We start from the raw sequence: 16468 nt of genomic DNA on the forward strand, positions 1-16468 counted from the left end.
TATAACAGACCTAGCCATCACCTGATGTGCTAGATTTGATATTTACAGGGAGTGTTAGGCAACTCGATCGCAGGCATATCTGATATGTCTGCATGGGCGTAAGCATTTTGCGGCCCAAAAACTAAAAGATGTAATGTGGAGAAAACCCATGAAAAAAGTACTTTTAGCAACAGCAATCGCTGCTCTATCTGTATCAGCTGCTCAAGCTGCGCCTACTCTTTACGGTAAAGCTTTCTTAACTCTTGACCTTCAAGACGGTAGTGAGCACAGCCTTGCTAAAGACTCTCGTACCCAACTTAAATCAAACGGTTCACGTATCGGTCTTAAAGGCTCAGAAGCTCTAACTACAAACACTGATCTTGTTTATCAGTTGGAGTACGGCGTAAGAGTTGATGATAATACAGATACTTTTAAAGCTCGTGATACCTACCTAGGTCTTGCAAACAAACAATACGGTACTGTGGTAGCAGGTCGTCTATCAGCGGTTGATGGTACTGTTGACTATGCAAACGTAACCAAAGGCGGTGTTATCGGTGGTGATAACGTTCTAGCAGCATTTGATAGCCCTCGTGTAAACAACACCATCGCTTATTTTTCTCCAGAGCGTAACGGCGTACAAGTATTTGGTGCGTATGTAATGGATGAAACTAAAGGTTCGGTTAAAGAAAATCTAGATACTTTCAGAACTGTTGTTAATGCTGATGGGACAAGTACTTTAGTTCGAGATACTAAATCTGTTCCAAACAAAGGTCAAGACAGCCTAGGTCGTGACGCATTCCAAATCGGTGCCAAATACGAAGTGGGTCAAATCAAAGCTGGTGCAGCCTACACCCAAGCTGGCGATCGTAAGATTGCTCGTGTAAGCGGTGCTTACGCACTTAATAAAGACCTAACGGTTGGTGCTTTAGTGCAAACTGACAAAGGCAATGCAGTTAAGTTTGGTCAAACTGCAGGAACTGAAAAGCTAATTACTGTATCTGCCAAGCTAAAAACAGCAACACCTTGGACTGCTTATGGTCAAGTTGATCTAGTAGATAATGCTGAAGGTGTTCAAGATGCTGAGGCACAGCGTTTAGTCGTTGGCGGTGAATACGCCATCAACAAAAATACCACTGGCCACGTTTATGGTGCTTATAAAAGAGATGAGCTAAAAGCAGCGAACGTTACTGCTAAAGACAACTCTTATGGCATCGGTGCAGGTCTTGAGTACAAATTCTAATTTGATTTAAAGTCTGCATAAAAACCCACCTTTTTAGGTGGGTTTTTTATTGGGAGTGTTTGGGTCAGCTTTTATTGATTAGAATAAATGACACAATGATAGGTTAATGTGATAGAATACTGCGATTTTTAGCCGATGAGCTGCATTTTGTAGATCACTTTTGTATGTTACATCGCATTTTAACCCAATCTTTTGCCATGACAGGACTTATATGGCGACAACATAAGCTCTAAGAAATGGATGCCTTAAGACGAGGATGATTATCATGAAACAATCAAACATGAAGCGATCAAGCCTTTGTGTCTTTGCTGCTGCTCTGATGGGTATTAGTGCAGCGACAGTGACCTTACCAAGTCATGCCGCAGACGAACTTGCGTCATTATTTAGCCAAAAATCTGAGCGATTCTTACCTGTCACACAGGCATTTAAGGTGAGTGTGCAGACTAATGGTAATCAGGTCGTGGCGACGTTTAACGTTACCCCTAAGCATTATATCTATCGTGATAAGCTAAAGTTAAAGTTGCCAGATGGTGTGGTAGCGAGCGATTGGAAGTTTGACGCTAAGCCAAGCATGATCGACGATCCAAGCTTTGGAAAAGTGGCAGTCTTTGAAGAAAGCTTTACAGCCACAGCGACGCTCACATCATCGCAGAGTATAGAGAGTACAGCTGCATTAAGATGGCAAGGCTGTGCCAAAGCAGGGCTATGTTATCCACCAGAAGACAGTCAGTTTACCATCAAGCTAAGCTCAAGTGCTGATAAGCTTGACAGTGATCAGTCGCCTAATGCGTCAGCCATATCTAAGCCTAAGAATACCAATGCCCAAGCTGCCAAGCAGACAGACACAAAAACTGATAAAAAAGACGCAGATGCTCAGACAGCTAATACCGCAGACGCCAAGCCATCTGCTAATTTACCATCAGCGACGGTAGTAACGCCTATATTAGATGATACCGATACGGACAGTGCAGATATCCGGTCGGCAGTCGTTGATAGTTCTGATGGTTCTGAGAGTATCAATGATGGTGCGTTAGCCACGCCATCTACCACGACCGCAGAAGGCGTGGATAAGCTTCGTCATGATGGGGCAGCATCTGATCCATTTGGCATCCAAGAAAACCCCATATTAGCAATCGGTCTGCTGTTTTTGGCAGGGCTTTTGCTGTCATTTACGCCATGCGTCTATCCGATGATTCCGATTGTGGCAAATATCGTTGCACGTCAGGGCAATGTCAGTGGTAAAAAAGGCTTGGCGTTATCGGCAGCTTATGGCGTGGGCGTGGCGACAGCTTATGGCTTGCTCGGTGCCTTGATAGCGTGGCTTGGACGTGCAGTGAATATCTTGGGGTGGCTACAAAATCCTGTTGTTCTCATTGTCTTTGCTATCATTTTCGCCTTGCTTGCTTTATATATGTTTGATTTGGTGAAAGTGGGCTTACCAAGCCGTCTAAAAGACCGCTTACAAAGTAAGTCTCAAGCCGCTGATGATAAGCTTGGTAGTGTAGGCGGTAGTTTTGTGGCAGGTGTGCTGTCCGCCTTGGTCGTCTCGCCATGCGTGTCTGCACCGATGGCAGGGGCGTTAGCTGCTGTATCGGTCAGTGATAGCGTGGTGTTCGGATTTGTGGCATTATTTGCACTTGGGCTTGGTTTATCGATTCCGCTGATGATTATCGGTGCTGCCCAAGGTAAGATTATGCCAAAGGCGGGCGAATGGATGAACCATGTGAAGACATTCTGCGGACTGTTACTGCTTGCGGTGTCATTATCTTTGATCGAACGGCTGTTATTCTCACCTGTTATGCTCGTACTGTGGGCGTTATGGTTTGCACTCGTGGCGGTGTGGGGATGGAAAGTGGGTCGCTGGCTAACTTATGCTGTGGCACTTGTCAGTATGCTCTGGACGGCTTGTCTTATGATAGGCGTGGCAAGTGGTCAAAGTGATCCATGGCGACCACTGGCAGGGCTGTCATCGCACACTACTGTAGATACTCAAAATGCACCAGCAGATCTACACATCACAACCCTAGCCGAACTAGATACGATATTAGCACAGCATGATAAGGTGGTGGTAGATATTACCGCAGATTGGTGCGTAGAATGCCGTATTATGGAAAGAACACTGTTCACGAATAGACCAAAAGCCCTTGCTGATTATCAGCTGGTGAAGCTTGATATCACGCAGACTACCGATGATAGCCGTGCGGTTTTAGCTCGTTATCAGTTATTTGGACCGCCTGCACTGCTGTTTTATAAAGATGGCACGTTGGTCAATGTTCTACTCGGTGAAGTTAGCCGAAGTGATTTTGAGCAAGAGCTGACAAAATACTAGCTAGATGTAGACACCCCAAACAAGCATGCTTTGGGGTGTTTTTTTATGGCTGTCTTTTAATGAACTGTCCATGGCTTGGGCTGTGATGAGTTTTGGCGATGGTTGTGGTAAAGTGATAGCCATCGTATGTCAAACTGTTACTAAGCTGTTATTATTAAGTTGGTATCTAGCCATCTATGTATCATCTACTTACCATCTATGTAGCCATCAAAAATCCTATGACGTGATAATAAGCATGATTGATTAAACTTGCAAGGATATTATGTTGTAGTTTCTTATACATGTGTACTTTTAGACGTGGTTGTCTTGTCTTATTTTGAGATTAAGCGACCTATTAGGTTTAAATTGAGCTTAAAAAGCTGTGTGATTATTATATGTAAGCTTTTGGTAGTTTTGATAAAGATTGTATAATTGGATAACTTTATGATAAATCATCGCATAAAAATAGACCCAAACTTTGGGTCTATTTTGTTAAATGAGAAGATTATTTGTGAGCTTGATTTTTAAGACGCTCTTCCCAGAAAGTGGCGTTTTTGATACCAAATTTGCTAGGGTCAAAGGTGATTTTATCAACGCCAAGCTTACGCTGGTGTTCATAGTCGTTCAGTAGGCGTATGGTAGCACGAGAACCCATAAAGAACATGATTAAGATGCCGATAATGTTCAACCATGCAGTCATGCCAACACCCACATCACCCCATGCCCAGATAGCCCCTGCACTGTTTAAAGCACCGTAGCCTGCCATGAATAAAATGACGATTTTGGCAAGCCACAACCCAAGTCTTTGAGCATCTTTGCCAATGAAGCGAGACAGGTACACGACGTTAATCTCAGCAATGTGATAATACGCCATCATAGTGGTAAAGGCAAAAAATACGACAGCGATGGCGATAAAGTATGTGCCAAACGGTCCAAAGGTAGCTTCAAGTGCCATCTGTGTAAAGGCAGGTGTGCCAATCTCTACTGTTGCATCGATGTTTTGCACTAGGAACTGACCTTCAGGCAGGCCGCCTTGGATGTTATAAGTACCCATCGTAAGAATCATAAAGGCAGTTGCCGAGCAAACAAGCAAGGTATCTACATAAACAGAGAAGGCTTGCACTAAGCCTTGCTGAGCAGGGTGGTCAACTTCAGCAGCGCCTGAGTGGTGAGGGCCAGTACCCTGACCTGCTTCGTTAGAATAGACACCACGCTTGACACCCCAGCCAATCGCTGCACCAAAGCCTGCCATTGGGTTAAAGATGTCGCTCATAATTAAGCTAAATACTTGTGGCACTTTATCAAGGTTCATAATCATCACAAGCAGTGCAAGTAAGATGTAGCCGACCGCCATAAAAGGCACGACCAATTCAGCAAAGGCTGCGATACGCTTAATACCACCGATGATGATGATACCTAGACCGATGACGATGATTGCCATAATGCCGACACGCAAGCTACCCACTTCCATACCTGCAAAGTTCATCGGATTGCCTTCGCCTGTGATATGGGTGATGGCACTAACAACACCGTTTGCCTGTACACCTGGCAAAAATACGCCACAAGAGATAATGGCGGCGATAGCGAATAATACAGCAAACCATTTTTGACCTAAGCCTTTTTCAAAATAATAAGCAGGACCGCCACGGTACTGACCTGTTAGCGGATCACGCTCTTTATAGACTTGAGATAAGGTAGACTCAGCATAAGCGGTGGAAGCACCTAAGAATGCCACAACCCACATCCAAAAGACAGCAGATGGACCACCAAAACCGATAGCTGCTGCTACACCTGCAATGTTACCCACACCAACACGGTTAGCAAGGGCGACCACGAACGCTTGAAATGATGAGATACCGTCAGCACTTTTAACGTTGCTAAACATTAAACGCACCATTTCACCGAACAGGCGTACCTGCACGAAGCGAGTCATAATTGAATAAAATAAACCTGCACCTAAGCACAGGTAGATCAGAGCAGGGCTCCAGATGATCCCGTTCAGCCAATCTACTAATGCATTCATATCCATGAATATACTCTCCGAGAGTAGGAATTGTTTTGTATTTGGCAAATAATTTATCTTAAAAATGACATCAGCATGCCAAACTCAAAAAAGCCAAATAAATAAACAAAATAAGAAAATGATAAACAACCTGCTAAAAGCTGGTTTTAATTGCATAATTTGCCATATTTTTTTAACAAATACTAGTAAATTTTGTAAGAATTTTACGAAATTTTACAAAAATAATGATTTGAGCAAGCACCAATCTAGTAAAATGCTTGAAAAGAGTGATTGATTATCCCATTAAGTTATAATTAAGTAAGATTTATTTATTAAGGTGAAATATGATGACACATGTAAAACGCACCCAAGCTTTTGCAAAAAAAACCACCATCGCACTAATGTTGGCAGGTTCGCTATCATTAACAGGCTGTGGCTATAACCAATTGCAAGCCCAAGATGAGCAAGTAACAGCATCATGGTCAGAAGTGGTGAATCAATACCAACGCCGTGCTGACCTTGTTCCAAATCTTGTAACAGTAGTGCAGCGTTATGCTGAGCATGAGCAAGCGGTGTTTACTGATGTCGCCAAAGCTCGTGCAGCCGCAGGCAGTGTCCAGATTACCCCAGAAGTACTAAACAATCCGCAAGCACTGCAGCAGTACCAAGAAGCCCAAGCCCAAATGACAGGCGCGTTATCACGTCTGATGGCAGTCTCTGAGCGTTATCCAGAGCTAAAAGCAGATGCCATGTTCCAAGACTTGCAAGCACAGCTTGAAGGCACAGAAAACCGCATCACTGTCGCTCGTCAAAGATACATTCAAGATGTTCAAGGCTATAATACAACCGTACGCCAATTCCCAACGAACCTTACGGCGATGGTTTTTGGCATGGATAAAAAAGCCAACTTCACCGTCCAAAATGAAGCTGAAGTATCAAGTGCTCCAAGCGTGAACTTTAATAACACATCATCATCTACCAACTAAGCTAATGCAAGTCAATCATATGACAAAAAGTCGGCTAAGTGGTATGGGGCGAAGTCTTGGCTTGGTGCTTTTAAGCATGACCATGCTGACGCAGACAACTCATGCCACGATCACCCAGCATACAGATGCTGACCAAGATTTGACAGATTTGGCAGTCATCAGCACGATGACAAAGGCCAAGTCTGACGATCACACTTCCTTTGAGAGCATGGGGGAGGCAATGTCGCCTATGGGTGAGATTGTCTCGCAGATGCAAGATGATGATGTGGCAGTGGCAAAGTCTCAGCCTGTCAATCCTACATCATCAACAGCAGATGCTGTGTCTCATGATAAGCTTATCTTAAACGAGCCTGTTATCGATGTCGCCCACATTCTAAGCCCTACTGACAAGGCGCAGCTATCTGACCAGCTAAGGCAGATCCACCAAGATCGCTTGGCTCAAGCTGCTCTTGTTATCGTGCCGACCACTGATGGTATCCCAGTATTTGATTATGCGATGGCGGTGGCAGATCGCTGGCAGCTGGGTAATAAAGACGTGGATAACGGACTTTTGATCTTAGTGTCTGTTAATGATCGCAACATGCACATTCTGACAGGTTATGGCCTAGAAGGTGTGCTGCCTGATGTCGTACTAAAGCGTATCATTCGTAATGACATCACCCCTGCTTTTAAGACAGGTAACTATGCCCAAGGTCTATCGATGGGTATCGCTCGCATTAGTGAGCGACTGCACGCAGATCCATCCACACTTTCACCAGAAGATGAGTCGGTTGGCGTGGCACAGGGTGTGCCGATGATTGCGTTACTGATTTTTGGTATCGTTTTTGGATCGATATTAATAGCCATTTTTGGTAGGTTTATCGGTGCTACTTTAACGGCAGGTGGTGTGGGATTGGCGGGTCTAACTTTAGGCTCAGGATTTTTCTTATCTGTTGTGGCGGCGATTATCGTTTGGCTATTCTTACTATTTAAGGGGGGTAGTGGCGGTGGACGCAGTGGCAGAGGTGGCGGCGGTTTCATCGGTGGCTCTATGGGTGGGCTAGGTGGCGGATTTGGCGGTGGAGGTTTTGGCTCAGGCAGCTTTGGCGGTGGGGGCGGCAGCTTTGGCGGTGGCGGTGCAGGCGGCTCTTGGTAATAGCAATGCAAGTACTGTTGGTATAAACACTCACTTTAATAAGAAATAACCATGCAAACCATAAAATCAACTAAAAGCTTAAGACGTCTGATTCGCCAGCTTTGTTTTATTCCACTATTACATCGGCACGATTTTTCTAAGCACTACGCCCAAGACTTAGCAGGGGTCGTTTCTCGTGCAGAGCAGGGGCATGATGGTGAGATTCGTCTGATTATTGAAGAGCATTTACCCATTGCGATGGCGTACGCGACTAACTGTCGTGAAAGAGCATTATCGTTATTTGCAAGCCACCATGTATGGGATACAGAACAAAATACAGGCGTGCTGATTTATGTAAATATCTGTGAACATAGTCTGGAGATTATCGCTGATCGTGGTATTGATCGCTGTGCTACCGAGACGATTTGGCAGCAGTTGGCAGCAGATACCATAGTACTGTTTAGACAGGGTAAGATGCAAGAGGGGCTTGAGCGATTATTAATTCAGGTCGGTGATGTTTTAAGACAGCATTTTCCTAGCGATGATGTGATGGGGAATGAACTGCCTGATGAAGTAATCGTGTTAAAATAAATCATGATGGCTAAATTTATCAGATTTTTCTTGCTATTAAGGTAAAAATTTTGTAAAATGCCCTTTTATTTTGCCTTGTCGTGTTCGTTATCAAGCGTTGTCAAGTCGGCAACCACGGCACACAGGTTTATCTGGAGAACTTAGATGTACGCAGTTATCAAAAGTGGCGGTAAACAGCACCGTGTTAGCGTTGGCGAAACACTAAAAGTTGAACTTCTAAAAGAAGAAGTTGGTGCCGCGCTAAAGATTGAAGATGTGCTAATGGTTGTCAATGATTCTGATATTAAAATCGGTCAGCCAGTTGTTGAAGGTGCAAGCGTAGAAGCTGAAGTAGTAAGTCATGGTCGTGGCAAGAAAGTGCGTATTGTTAAGCATCGTCGTCGTAAGCACTACCATAAAGAGCAAGGTCACCGTCAATGGTTCACTGAGCTTAAGATTACTGCAATCAACGCTTAATTGCTTCATTTACCCATTAGTTTTGATGCTTTTTAAGCATTCACACAGGAGATTTTCTCATGGCACATAAAAAAGCCGCAGGTTCTACTCGTAACGGTCGTGATTCTAACCCAAAAATGCTTGGTGTAAAAGTATTTGGTGGTCAAGACGTTGTTGCAGGTAACATCATCGTACGTCAGCGTGGCACAGAATTCCACGCAGGTGAAGGCGTAGGCATGGGTCGTGATCACACCCTATTTGCTTTGACTGAAGGTGTTGTTAAGTTTGAGACCAAAGGTCAATTTAACCGCCGTTATGTATCTGTACTTGCTAAATAAGCGTTAGTGCAGCGTTACATAATTCGCTAAAAGCTCATTGTTTATTCAATGGGCTTTTGATTTTTATTATGCCAATGGGTGTTAGCACGTGCATCACTTTCGTGTTATAAAACAGCCTAAATCCCTTAAAATCAAATATCTATAAGACAGTCATATTATGGACATCGCTTTATCAAACGTACTTATCGCTTTTGCCATCACCTTTGCTGCAGGGCTTGCCACCGTACTTGGCAGTGCACTTGTGTTTTTTCAAAAGACGCCAAGCCCCAGAGTGCTTGCTTTTGGGCTTGCTTTTGCAGGCGGAGCGATGGTATTTGTGTCATTGACGGAGATTCTTGGTAAGTCGGTAGAGAGCTTTGGTCAGGTATTTGGTAATGTGGGTTATAACTATGCTACGTTTGCGTTTTTGGCAGGTCTGATAGCCGTGATGATGATTGATCGTCTTATTCCTAATCCACACGCCACACTTGACACCGATGATCCTAAGTTTCATGATGAAAGCGAAGCATACATCAAGCGTATCGGCATACTGTCTGCTTTTGCCATTACTGCTCATAACTTTCCTGAAGGTTTGGCAACTTTTTTTGCTACGCTTGAATCGCCAACAGTGGGCTTACCCCTTGCTTTAGCGATTGCAGTGCATAACATTCCTGAGGGTATTTCTATTGCCGCCCCCATTTATTTTGCCACTAAGGATAAAAAATTAACCGTTATCGCTTGTCTTATTTCAGGGCTTGCCGAGCCGATGGGAGCGATGATTGGCTACTTTGTACTAAAATCAGTGCTTTCTGATGCAGTGTTTGGCATGGTGTTTGGGCTAATTGCAGGGATTATGGTATTTTTGGCATTAGATGAGTTGCTGCCTGCTGCCAAGCAATATTCCAAAGGCCATGAAGCGGTATATGGCATGGTGGGTGGCATGGTGGTGATGGCGATAAGCTTAGTGTTATTTAATGGGTGAATGGATAAGAAAGTTGGTTATCTGTTAAGTGCTTTATTGGTCCTGTAAGTGCGTTAGCAGTGATTGGTGATGAGCTATCCATAATTTTTCGCACTAAATGACCATTCAAGGCTTATCTTGTGTCAATAACTAAAAAGTGTTTATAGACAAATAATCATCAAAATAAAATCAAGGCACAAGAAGATTTTTGGTTGTAAGTTAAAAGTGTTCTTTGTAAATATAGTGGCATTGATAAAAAAAATCCCATCTTTTTATTAAACCCATCTTTTTATTAAACTTATCTTTTTATTAAAGACGAAAATTTATATTTAATATGAGCTGCCTGTAATCAGCTTAAAATATTAAAAAAATAGTGTAGATTGAAGCTTAATCCACATTAGCTCTAGTAAGCTCTAGTAAGCTCTAGTAAGCTCTAGTAAGCTCTAGTAAGCTCTAGTAATTTTATCTAAAACAGCTTAGTTTTATTTTGCTATGTTTTTAGTCTATCTGCTTAAATAACCAGTGCAATAGTAAGCCTTCTTGCTTGGGTTCTCCATTATTACCATCAGTGGGAAATGGTATGGCGTACTCACTCATCTGATAGCCACGACGTTGATAAAATTTGAGTAATTCTGGGCGGTGTGACAGTATGGACATGGCATAACCATCTAAGTTGTATTTATCAGCATGACGTGTGGCAAAGGTCTCTACTGCCGACAGCAGCGTGTCACCAACCCCTTTGCCTTGCAGCTCTGGAATCACGGCAAATGTGCCAATATAGGCTACCTTTTTCTCATACATAGTGATAAATTCAACACCAATGCACGCTAAAATTACGCCTTTGTCATTGGGGTGCTCAAAGACAAATAAATAAGCAGTGTCATTTTGAATAAAGCGATAGATTTCATCATCGGTAGTGCGAATGCCACCGATAAGATTAGCTTCATTGGTCCAGCCTTCATCACTGCGATAACAGCGGTTGAGCAGGGTAACGAGTTTGGGCGTGTCATCTTGGGTGGCGATACGCAGGCGGATTTGATCTTTGGTGAGATGGCTGATTTTCATGAGAGGTTTGGGTTAGATTAATAAAAACCTTGAGTACTCCCCAAGGTTTTTTTTTAGATAGATTATTTTCGTATCCATTGACGGATTTTTTCACGCTCTTCTTCGCTTGCATTGAGCCATAACTGCATAAAGCCATCTAGATTATTGGCTGTATCTTGGTTGGTTGAGGCTTGTGACTCAGGCTGATTTAATGCAGCGATGGCTTTTTGGTTTGATAATAGGGCGTCATCTTGATTAAATAATCCGCCAATTTTCCCTGAGATGGAGCTTAGTAGCCCAGAGCGTTTCTCGGTGGTAGATTCTGATGCGATGATTTTGCCATTTTGGGCGATTGCCAAGGTGGGTTTTTTGGCATATTCCTTAGCAGTGCTATAGCTGTTTGGTTGGTTTGGCATGATAAGCTGATAGTGTTGGTTATCTGCTAGATTAACACTTAGAGAAATGTTGTTTGATTTTAGGTAATCATGCTCGCCACGTGGCAAGTCAAACAAGCGATCATAACGTGCAGTGATGATGTGGCGACCTGCATCTAGGTTGAAAGTTTTTTGTAGTGGCTGCAATATGCCGTGATGAATCTCTTTGCCATTAATGGCAGTTACTTTAATATACTCATCAACAGTTAACTCGCTTTTTGCAAAAGTGATTTGGCTTAGTGCTATGGCTGTTATTGCGGTGATTTTTATGACATTTTTCATGATAGTTCCTTAAATTAATGAAAGGCTTGGTTAGTCAAGTGAGCTTTTATCACTGACCTCAAGCAGTAACGTCTGTGTTTCTATGATTTGTTTAGCTTCCTCGATGGTTTTTTTGGGTACTTGCACACGAGTTAGGTGTGTTAGCAAAGGTGATATTTTATCAAGAACTCGCATGATATCGCCTGCATTTCTAGGGCCTTCATCGAGTAAGTATTGCCGAATCTGCTCAGGTAATCGCCAGTTGCGGCGGTGTAAGATGGTCTCAATTAATGCCTGCCTGTCTGCCACATCATCATTATCAGGCAAGTGAAAGGTCGGTGCAAGCGATAGGCGAGTGACAAGATCGAGTAAGCCAACATCAAGCTCACGTGCAGACTCAGTTGATAGAAAAATTAGTTGTTTATTTTGCTTGCGAACACGATTAATTAAGTCAAATACGCTTTCTTGCCATGCTCTAGAACGGCTCAATAGCTGTAAATCATCAATGATAATAAGATTGAATATTTCAAGCCCCATGAGGGCATCAAATGCATCATAATTACTGCCAACCATCTCTTTTAGGGTGAGACTAATAACGCTCTTGCCAAGATCATTAAAGTGGCGATAAATGGCAGCTGCCAAATGGGACTTGCCAAAGCCTTCGCCACCTACGATATAAAGCTCACGCATACTACCTGCGGCAAGCTCATCGATGGCATGGCGAATGGGTGAGAAGCCTGCCGCATTAAAGTCGTCCAAACTGACATCTTGTTTTAACTCAAGATTAAGGGCAGTCTGAAAAAAATCGCTCATTAAGGGAATATCCTAAGTATGATGTATCGTTATGTTGCGTAGGTTTGTCTATATATAGCACACTTTTAGAAAATTAGGCAAGCTAAATTTAACAATGTGCTTGCATTTGGTGCTAATCCACATCTCTCCAAAGGTCAAGCTGTGGCTTGCCTTTATACCATCTGCTGGCTAAATATGCATTATAAGCGTGGTTAAATATGACATTTAGTACAGCAGAAACAGGCAAAGCGACTAACATACCTATAAAGCCAAATAAACTTGCCCCCGCCAATACCGAAAAGATAACCCAAAGTGGCGATAGACCAATTTTATCCCCCAACAAAAGCGGCTGCAAGATATAACCTTCAGCAATTTGACCAATCATAAAAGCACCGATAATCATGCCTAGGTGTAGCCAATCAAAGCCAAATTGAAATAAGCCTGCGATAATAGCAGCAATAATACCAATGCCAAAGCCTAAGTAAGGTACAAAGCTTGCAATGCCTGAACTGATACCGATGATGAGTCCTAGTTTTAATCCGATGAGTTCTAGCTGAACAGCATAGATTGCACCGAGTAAAAGCATAACAAGCAGCTGACCTTTGGCAAAATTCATCAGAGCATCGTCACAGTCTTTGGCGATTTGAACGATTTTATTCTCATAAGGCTTGGGAATGGCATTTTGCCATGTTTTTAGTCGAGAACGCCAGCCAATAAGAAAATAAAATGTCAAGATAGGCACCATGACTGCAAGCCCAAAGTTATTAGCAACGCTTGCCCCAGATGACAGGGCTTGCTTGATTAATGACTGAGCATCAGAGACTTGATAATTATTTTGAAAAAAATCAATCGCAGAATTAGAGATGACATTTAGATGTAGTGCTGGTGGATTTTTATTGGTATAACGCCCAATCCAAAGTCGTCCTGTTTCGTTATACCAAGCCACAAGCGATGGTAGTGACTCCCAAGCCAACTGTAACTGAGCCCATAACATAGGAATTAGCCAAACAAGCAAAGCACTTACAACTGCAATACAGCTAAGATATACAGCGATGATGGCAATAATCCTTGGCATAAAGCGTGACAAAAAGCCAACTAAGGGGTTTAAAAAATATGCCAAAGCAAACGCTGCAACAAATGGTGCGATGATTGAACGCATTAAAAATAGTGCGTACAGCATGATCGCCATAAGGGCTAAGATGAATAACCGTTTAAAAAATGGGTCAATACGATAAGATGACATGGTAGCTTTTCTGCTTATGAGTGAAAATATCGGCTATTTTACAAAAATTTTTATGTTTTGTGTTAAGGCGTTCAGATAAAATTTGTAAAAAATTAAAAAATTGATGAAAGATGGGGGTAAAGTGAGACCTTACGCTTTATTTTTTTGTTATAATTAGATTAATTTTTTGCTATTTTAAGGTATTGCTATGACATCTCTTAGTTATAAAGACGCAGGCGTAGATATTGACGCAGGTGAAGCTCTTGTTTCTCGTATCAAATCGGTCGCCAAAGCCACCGCACGCTCTGAAGTGGTGGGCGGATTAGGCGGGTTTGGGGCATTATGTCGCATTCCACAAGGTTATAAATCACCTTTGCTTGTATCAGGCACTGACGGTGTTGGCACAAAACTTAAACTTGCTCTTGACCTAAATCGTCATGACACCATTGGTCAAGATTTAGTGGCGATGTGTGTTAATGATTTGCTTGTATGCGGAGCAGAGCCTTTATTCTTTTTAGACTATTACGCCACAGGTAAGCTTGACGTAGATACTGCCGAAGCGGTTATTCGTGGCATTGGCGAAGGGTGTAAACTCTCAAATTGTGCCTTAATCGGTGGTGAAACTGCCGAAATGCCGGGTATGTATCAGGCTGAAGATTATGATTTGGCAGGTTTTTGTGTAGGCGTGGTGGAAGAAAGTGAAGTTATTACAGGGCAAAACGTGCAAGCAGGTGATGTGCTAATTGCTTTGGCAAGTTCTGGCGTGCATTCAAACGGTTACTCGCTTGTGCGAAAAGTCATTGAAGTTACTCAAACGAACGTTGCCAACACTACTCTTGATAATGGTGAAAATCTAGCAGATGCTTTAATGAAGCCCACACGCATTTATGTCAAATCGGTCAACGCCTTGCAAAAACAGCTTGGTAATACCAACATTCACGCTATGGCACACATTACAGGCGGCGGTTTAACCGAAAACCTGCCACGAGTGCTGCCTGATGACTTATCAGCAAGCATTGATTTGACTTCATGGGATATGCCAAGCGTGTTTAAATGGCTACAAAGGGGCGGTAATATCGCGGAATCTGAGATGGTACGTACCTTTAACTGTGGCGTAGGTTTTGTGATTGTACTGCCGCAGGATAAGGCTCAAACTGCCTTAGACTTCCTAAAAGAACAAGGCGAAACTGCTTGGCAAATCGGTAGCATTGTTAAAAGAGAAAATCAAGCGGTGGTTTATTGCTAAGTGATTGCGATCAGTGGCAAAATTATGTAAATGTAACGACTTAAATTTGCCAGCGTAAGCTTTTTGGCAAATTTTGCCAACGCTTGCCAAATTAAGCATGGAATAAAAGTTTTTATCATACATTTTTTAGTGATTTGCAAACTAAAAGCTGCAAAACAAAAAAACAAGAGTGATTTGTTTTGAAATACCGCCCTTAGTGCCATAAAAGTATCATGACAATATTTATGATTTTGATGAGCATTTGGGCGATGGTTTTTGATTTGAAAAAATGAGATTTTGTATAAATGCTAAAAAGTGATATGGCTGGCTATTTGCTGGGCGTGCTTATGATAAATTTGAAGTAGTTAAGATTTACCCATAAAGATTTTTGACCGTTTGCTTATCTTGCAAGCCTAAAACTTAACCCTTTTAACTATTAATGGATATATCGTTAAATATCTCATTAATTTTACTAACGAAAGCAAGAAAATGATGCAAAAAAATCCCCTAAAAATTGCCGTTCTCGTCTCAGGCAGTGGTAGCAATCTGCAAGTCTTAATTGACAAGCAATTAAGCCAAGACTTAAACATTGATATTGTCGGTGTGATTAGTAACCGTGCGGACGCATTTGCCTTAGAACGTGCCAAAAAATCAGGTATAAACACCGCTGTCATTGATAAAGATGATAATGGTAAAAAATACACTCGTGTTGGCTTTGAGCAAAAGGCGTTAGACGTACTACAGGCATGGCAACCTGATTTGGTGGTATTGGCAGGGTTTATGCGAATTTTAACACCTTTGTTTATTGATGGCGTGAATGATAAATTAAATGTTCCAATGATAAATCTACACCCATCATTATTGCCTAATTATAAGGGGCTTGACACTCATGAGCGAGTGCTAAAAACAGGCGATAAGCAGCATGGGTGTAGCGTGCATTTGGTAACGAGTGAGCTTGATGCAGGGCAAGTGCTGACCCAAGCGGTGCTTGATGTGGCGGTAGGTGATACGTCTGATAGTTTAGCTCAGCGGGTACATACGCTTGAGCATCAGTTATTACCATTTACCATTCATCTGATTGAACAAAATATCTTTGATCTAAAAAATCTTGACCATGCACATCAGCTTATGGCTTTGCCTTATCGCTTTTACCCCAACTAATAATAAAAGCCAATGTAAACGCACATTGGCTTTTATGTAATAGGGCGAAAAATCAGTGATTTTCTTTAGCGTGGTTTAGGGTGTATTTTGGAATTTCAATGGTTAAATCATCGTTTGCAATAATACATTGGCACGACAAGCGAGAATCTGGCTCAAGCCCCCAAGCACGGTCAAGTAAATCGCCTTCAATATCATCCATCTCTTCTAGGCTATCAAAGCCTTTACGAACGATGACATGGCAAGTTGTGCAGGCTTTTGACATATCGCAAGCGTGTTCAATTTTAATGCCACGCTCTAATAAGCCTTCGCAAAGATTTTCACCTTCGTTTAGTTCAAGGGTTGCTCCATTTGGGCAAATCTCATGATGGGGTAGTAGGGTAACTTTTGGCATGATAA

At 42.4% G+C, this 16468-nt stretch carries 17 protein-coding genes; 11 read left to right on the forward strand and 6 right to left on the reverse strand.

The features are described from left to right. Positions 1–148 precede the first annotated feature (148 nt). The 3 genes from LU293_RS07925 to LU293_RS07935 all read left to right on the forward strand — a co-directional run bounded on the left by LU293_RS07925 (position 149) and on the right by LU293_RS07935 (position 3795). Positions 149–1219, forward strand: a complete 1071-nt coding sequence (locus LU293_RS07925; protein WP_242747132.1) for a porin — start codon at positions 149–151, stop codon at positions 1217–1219. 265 nt (positions 1220–1484) lie between these two features. Continuing rightward, a complete protein-coding gene (gene dsbD, locus LU293_RS07930; protein WP_242747137.1) occupies positions 1485–3548 on the forward strand; it encodes a protein-disulfide reductase DsbD in 2064 nt (687 codons plus the stop codon). A 70-nt stretch (positions 3549–3618) separates the two neighbouring features. Beyond that, entirely contained in the window at positions 3619–3795 is a 177-nt protein-coding gene (locus LU293_RS07935; protein WP_242747139.1) for a hypothetical protein, read from the forward strand. Between the two features lie 237 nt (positions 3796–4032). On the opposite strand, the gene LU293_RS07940 is transcribed toward LU293_RS07935, so the two are convergent. Further along, complete coding sequence (locus LU293_RS07940) at positions 4033–5550, reverse strand: alanine/glycine:cation symporter family protein (RefSeq protein ID WP_242749737.1); 1518 nt, start codon at positions 5548–5550, stop codon at positions 4033–4035. 380 nt (positions 5551–5930) lie between these two features. On the opposite strand from LU293_RS07940, the gene LU293_RS07945 reads away from it, so the two are divergent. The 6 genes from LU293_RS07945 to zupT all read left to right on the forward strand — a co-directional run bounded on the left by LU293_RS07945 (position 5931) and on the right by zupT (position 9954). Then, entirely contained in the window at positions 5931–6515 is a 585-nt protein-coding gene (locus LU293_RS07945; RefSeq protein WP_375540365.1) for a LemA family protein, read from the forward strand. A gap of 19 nt (positions 6516–6534) precedes the next feature. After that, positions 6535–7650, forward strand: coding sequence for a TPM domain-containing protein (locus LU293_RS07950; protein WP_242747143.1), 1116 nt, complete (start codon positions 6535–6537; stop codon positions 7648–7650). 51 nt (positions 7651–7701) lie between these two features. Next, a complete protein-coding gene (locus LU293_RS07955; protein WP_242747145.1) occupies positions 7702–8220 on the forward strand; it encodes a TPM domain-containing protein in 519 nt (172 codons plus the stop codon). 144 nt (positions 8221–8364) lie between these two features. Further along, on the forward strand, positions 8365–8676 hold the full coding sequence (gene rplU, locus LU293_RS07960; RefSeq protein WP_242747147.1) for a 50S ribosomal protein L21: 312 nt from the start codon (positions 8365–8367) through the stop codon (positions 8674–8676). 59 nt (positions 8677–8735) lie between these two features. Beyond that, positions 8736–8993, forward strand: a complete 258-nt coding sequence (rpmA, locus tag LU293_RS07965; RefSeq protein ID WP_003659274.1) for a 50S ribosomal protein L27 — start codon at positions 8736–8738, stop codon at positions 8991–8993. Positions 8994–9147: 154 nt separating this feature from the next. After that, positions 9148–9954: a zinc transporter ZupT gene (gene zupT / locus LU293_RS07970; protein WP_375540366.1), complete on the forward strand. Its 807-nt coding sequence runs from the start codon at positions 9148–9150 to the stop codon at positions 9952–9954. A gap of 477 nt (positions 9955–10431) precedes the next feature. On the opposite strand, the gene LU293_RS07975 is transcribed toward zupT, so the two are convergent. The 4 genes from LU293_RS07975 to LU293_RS07990 form a co-directional block, all read right to left on the reverse strand. Continuing rightward, complete coding sequence (locus tag LU293_RS07975) at positions 10432–10998, reverse strand: GNAT family N-acetyltransferase (protein ID WP_242747151.1); 567 nt, start codon at positions 10996–10998, stop codon at positions 10432–10434. A 62-nt stretch (positions 10999–11060) separates the two neighbouring features. After that, the gene (locus LU293_RS07980) at positions 11061–11693 is read right to left on the reverse strand and encodes a DUF2057 family protein (RefSeq protein WP_242747153.1); all 633 of its coding nucleotides are present in this window, start codon (positions 11691–11693) and stop codon (positions 11061–11063) included. Positions 11694–11723: 30 nt separating this feature from the next. Then, complete coding sequence (locus tag LU293_RS07985) at positions 11724–12485, reverse strand: DnaA ATPase domain-containing protein (RefSeq protein ID WP_242747155.1); 762 nt, start codon at positions 12483–12485, stop codon at positions 11724–11726. Between the two features lie 112 nt (positions 12486–12597). Then, on the reverse strand, positions 12598–13707 hold the full coding sequence (locus tag LU293_RS07990) for an AI-2E family transporter (RefSeq protein WP_242747156.1): 1110 nt from the start codon (positions 13705–13707) through the stop codon (positions 12598–12600). A gap of 187 nt (positions 13708–13894) precedes the next feature. On the opposite strand from LU293_RS07990, the gene purM reads away from it, so the two are divergent. Both purM and purN read left to right on the forward strand, forming a co-directional pair. Further along, positions 13895–14932, forward strand: coding sequence for a phosphoribosylformylglycinamidine cyclo-ligase (gene purM / locus LU293_RS07995; RefSeq protein ID WP_242747157.1), 1038 nt, complete (start codon positions 13895–13897; stop codon positions 14930–14932). 471 nt (positions 14933–15403) lie between these two features. Beyond that, a complete protein-coding gene (gene purN / locus LU293_RS08000; RefSeq protein ID WP_242749739.1) occupies positions 15404–16072 on the forward strand; it encodes a phosphoribosylglycinamide formyltransferase in 669 nt (222 codons plus the stop codon). Between the two features lie 52 nt (positions 16073–16124). On the opposite strand, the gene fdx is transcribed toward purN, so the two are convergent. Next, positions 16125–16463 (reverse strand): ISC system 2Fe-2S type ferredoxin, encoded by a 339-nt coding sequence (gene fdx, locus LU293_RS08005; RefSeq protein ID WP_242747158.1) that lies wholly within the window; start codon positions 16461–16463, stop codon positions 16125–16127. Positions 16464–16468: the final 5 nt, after the last annotated feature.

Source organism: Moraxella nasovis (assembly GCF_022701215.1).
In the GTDB taxonomy this organism is placed as follows: domain Bacteria; phylum Pseudomonadota; class Gammaproteobacteria; order Pseudomonadales; family Moraxellaceae; genus Moraxella; species Moraxella nasovis.

What these genes read in the sequence shown, in the direction of transcription:
- LU293_RS07980 (WP_242747153.1), bottom strand. Translation starts at nt 11,693, where the DNA reads ATGAAAAATGTCATAAAAATCACCGCAATAACAGCCATAGCACTAAGC.
- LU293_RS07940 (WP_242749737.1), bottom strand. Translation starts at nt 5,550, where the DNA reads ATGAATGCATTAGTAGATTGGCTGAACGGGATCATCTGGAGCCCTGCT.
- rplU (WP_242747147.1), top strand. Translation starts at nt 8,365, where the DNA reads ATGTACGCAGTTATCAAAAGTGGCGGTAAACAGCACCGTGTTAGCGTT.
- rpmA (WP_003659274.1), top strand. Translation starts at nt 8,736, where the DNA reads ATGGCACATAAAAAAGCCGCAGGTTCTACTCGTAACGGTCGTGATTCT.
- LU293_RS07925 (WP_242747132.1), top strand. Translation starts at nt 149, where the DNA reads ATGAAAAAAGTACTTTTAGCAACAGCAATCGCTGCTCTATCTGTATCA.
- purN (WP_242749739.1), top strand. Translation starts at nt 15,404, where the DNA reads ATGCAAAAAAATCCCCTAAAAATTGCCGTTCTCGTCTCAGGCAGTGGT.
- LU293_RS07985 (WP_242747155.1), bottom strand. Translation starts at nt 12,485, where the DNA reads ATGAGCGATTTTTTTCAGACTGCCCTTAATCTTGAGTTAAAACAAGAT.
- LU293_RS07955 (WP_242747145.1), top strand. Translation starts at nt 7,702, where the DNA reads ATGCAAACCATAAAATCAACTAAAAGCTTAAGACGTCTGATTCGCCAG.
- LU293_RS07975 (WP_242747151.1), bottom strand. Translation starts at nt 10,998, where the DNA reads ATGAAAATCAGCCATCTCACCAAAGATCAAATCCGCCTGCGTATCGCC.
- LU293_RS07950 (WP_242747143.1), top strand. Translation starts at nt 6,535, where the DNA reads ATGACAAAAAGTCGGCTAAGTGGTATGGGGCGAAGTCTTGGCTTGGTG.
- LU293_RS07935 (WP_242747139.1), top strand. Translation starts at nt 3,619, where the DNA reads ATGGCTTGGGCTGTGATGAGTTTTGGCGATGGTTGTGGTAAAGTGATA.
- purM (WP_242747157.1), top strand. Translation starts at nt 13,895, where the DNA reads ATGACATCTCTTAGTTATAAAGACGCAGGCGTAGATATTGACGCAGGT.
- LU293_RS07990 (WP_242747156.1), bottom strand. Translation starts at nt 13,707, where the DNA reads ATGTCATCTTATCGTATTGACCCATTTTTTAAACGGTTATTCATCTTA.
- fdx (WP_242747158.1), bottom strand. Translation starts at nt 16,463, where the DNA reads ATGCCAAAAGTTACCCTACTACCCCATCATGAGATTTGCCCAAATGGA.
- dsbD (WP_242747137.1), top strand. Translation starts at nt 1,485, where the DNA reads ATGAAACAATCAAACATGAAGCGATCAAGCCTTTGTGTCTTTGCTGCT.
- LU293_RS07945 (WP_375540365.1), top strand. Translation starts at nt 5,931, where the DNA reads ATGTTGGCAGGTTCGCTATCATTAACAGGCTGTGGCTATAACCAATTG.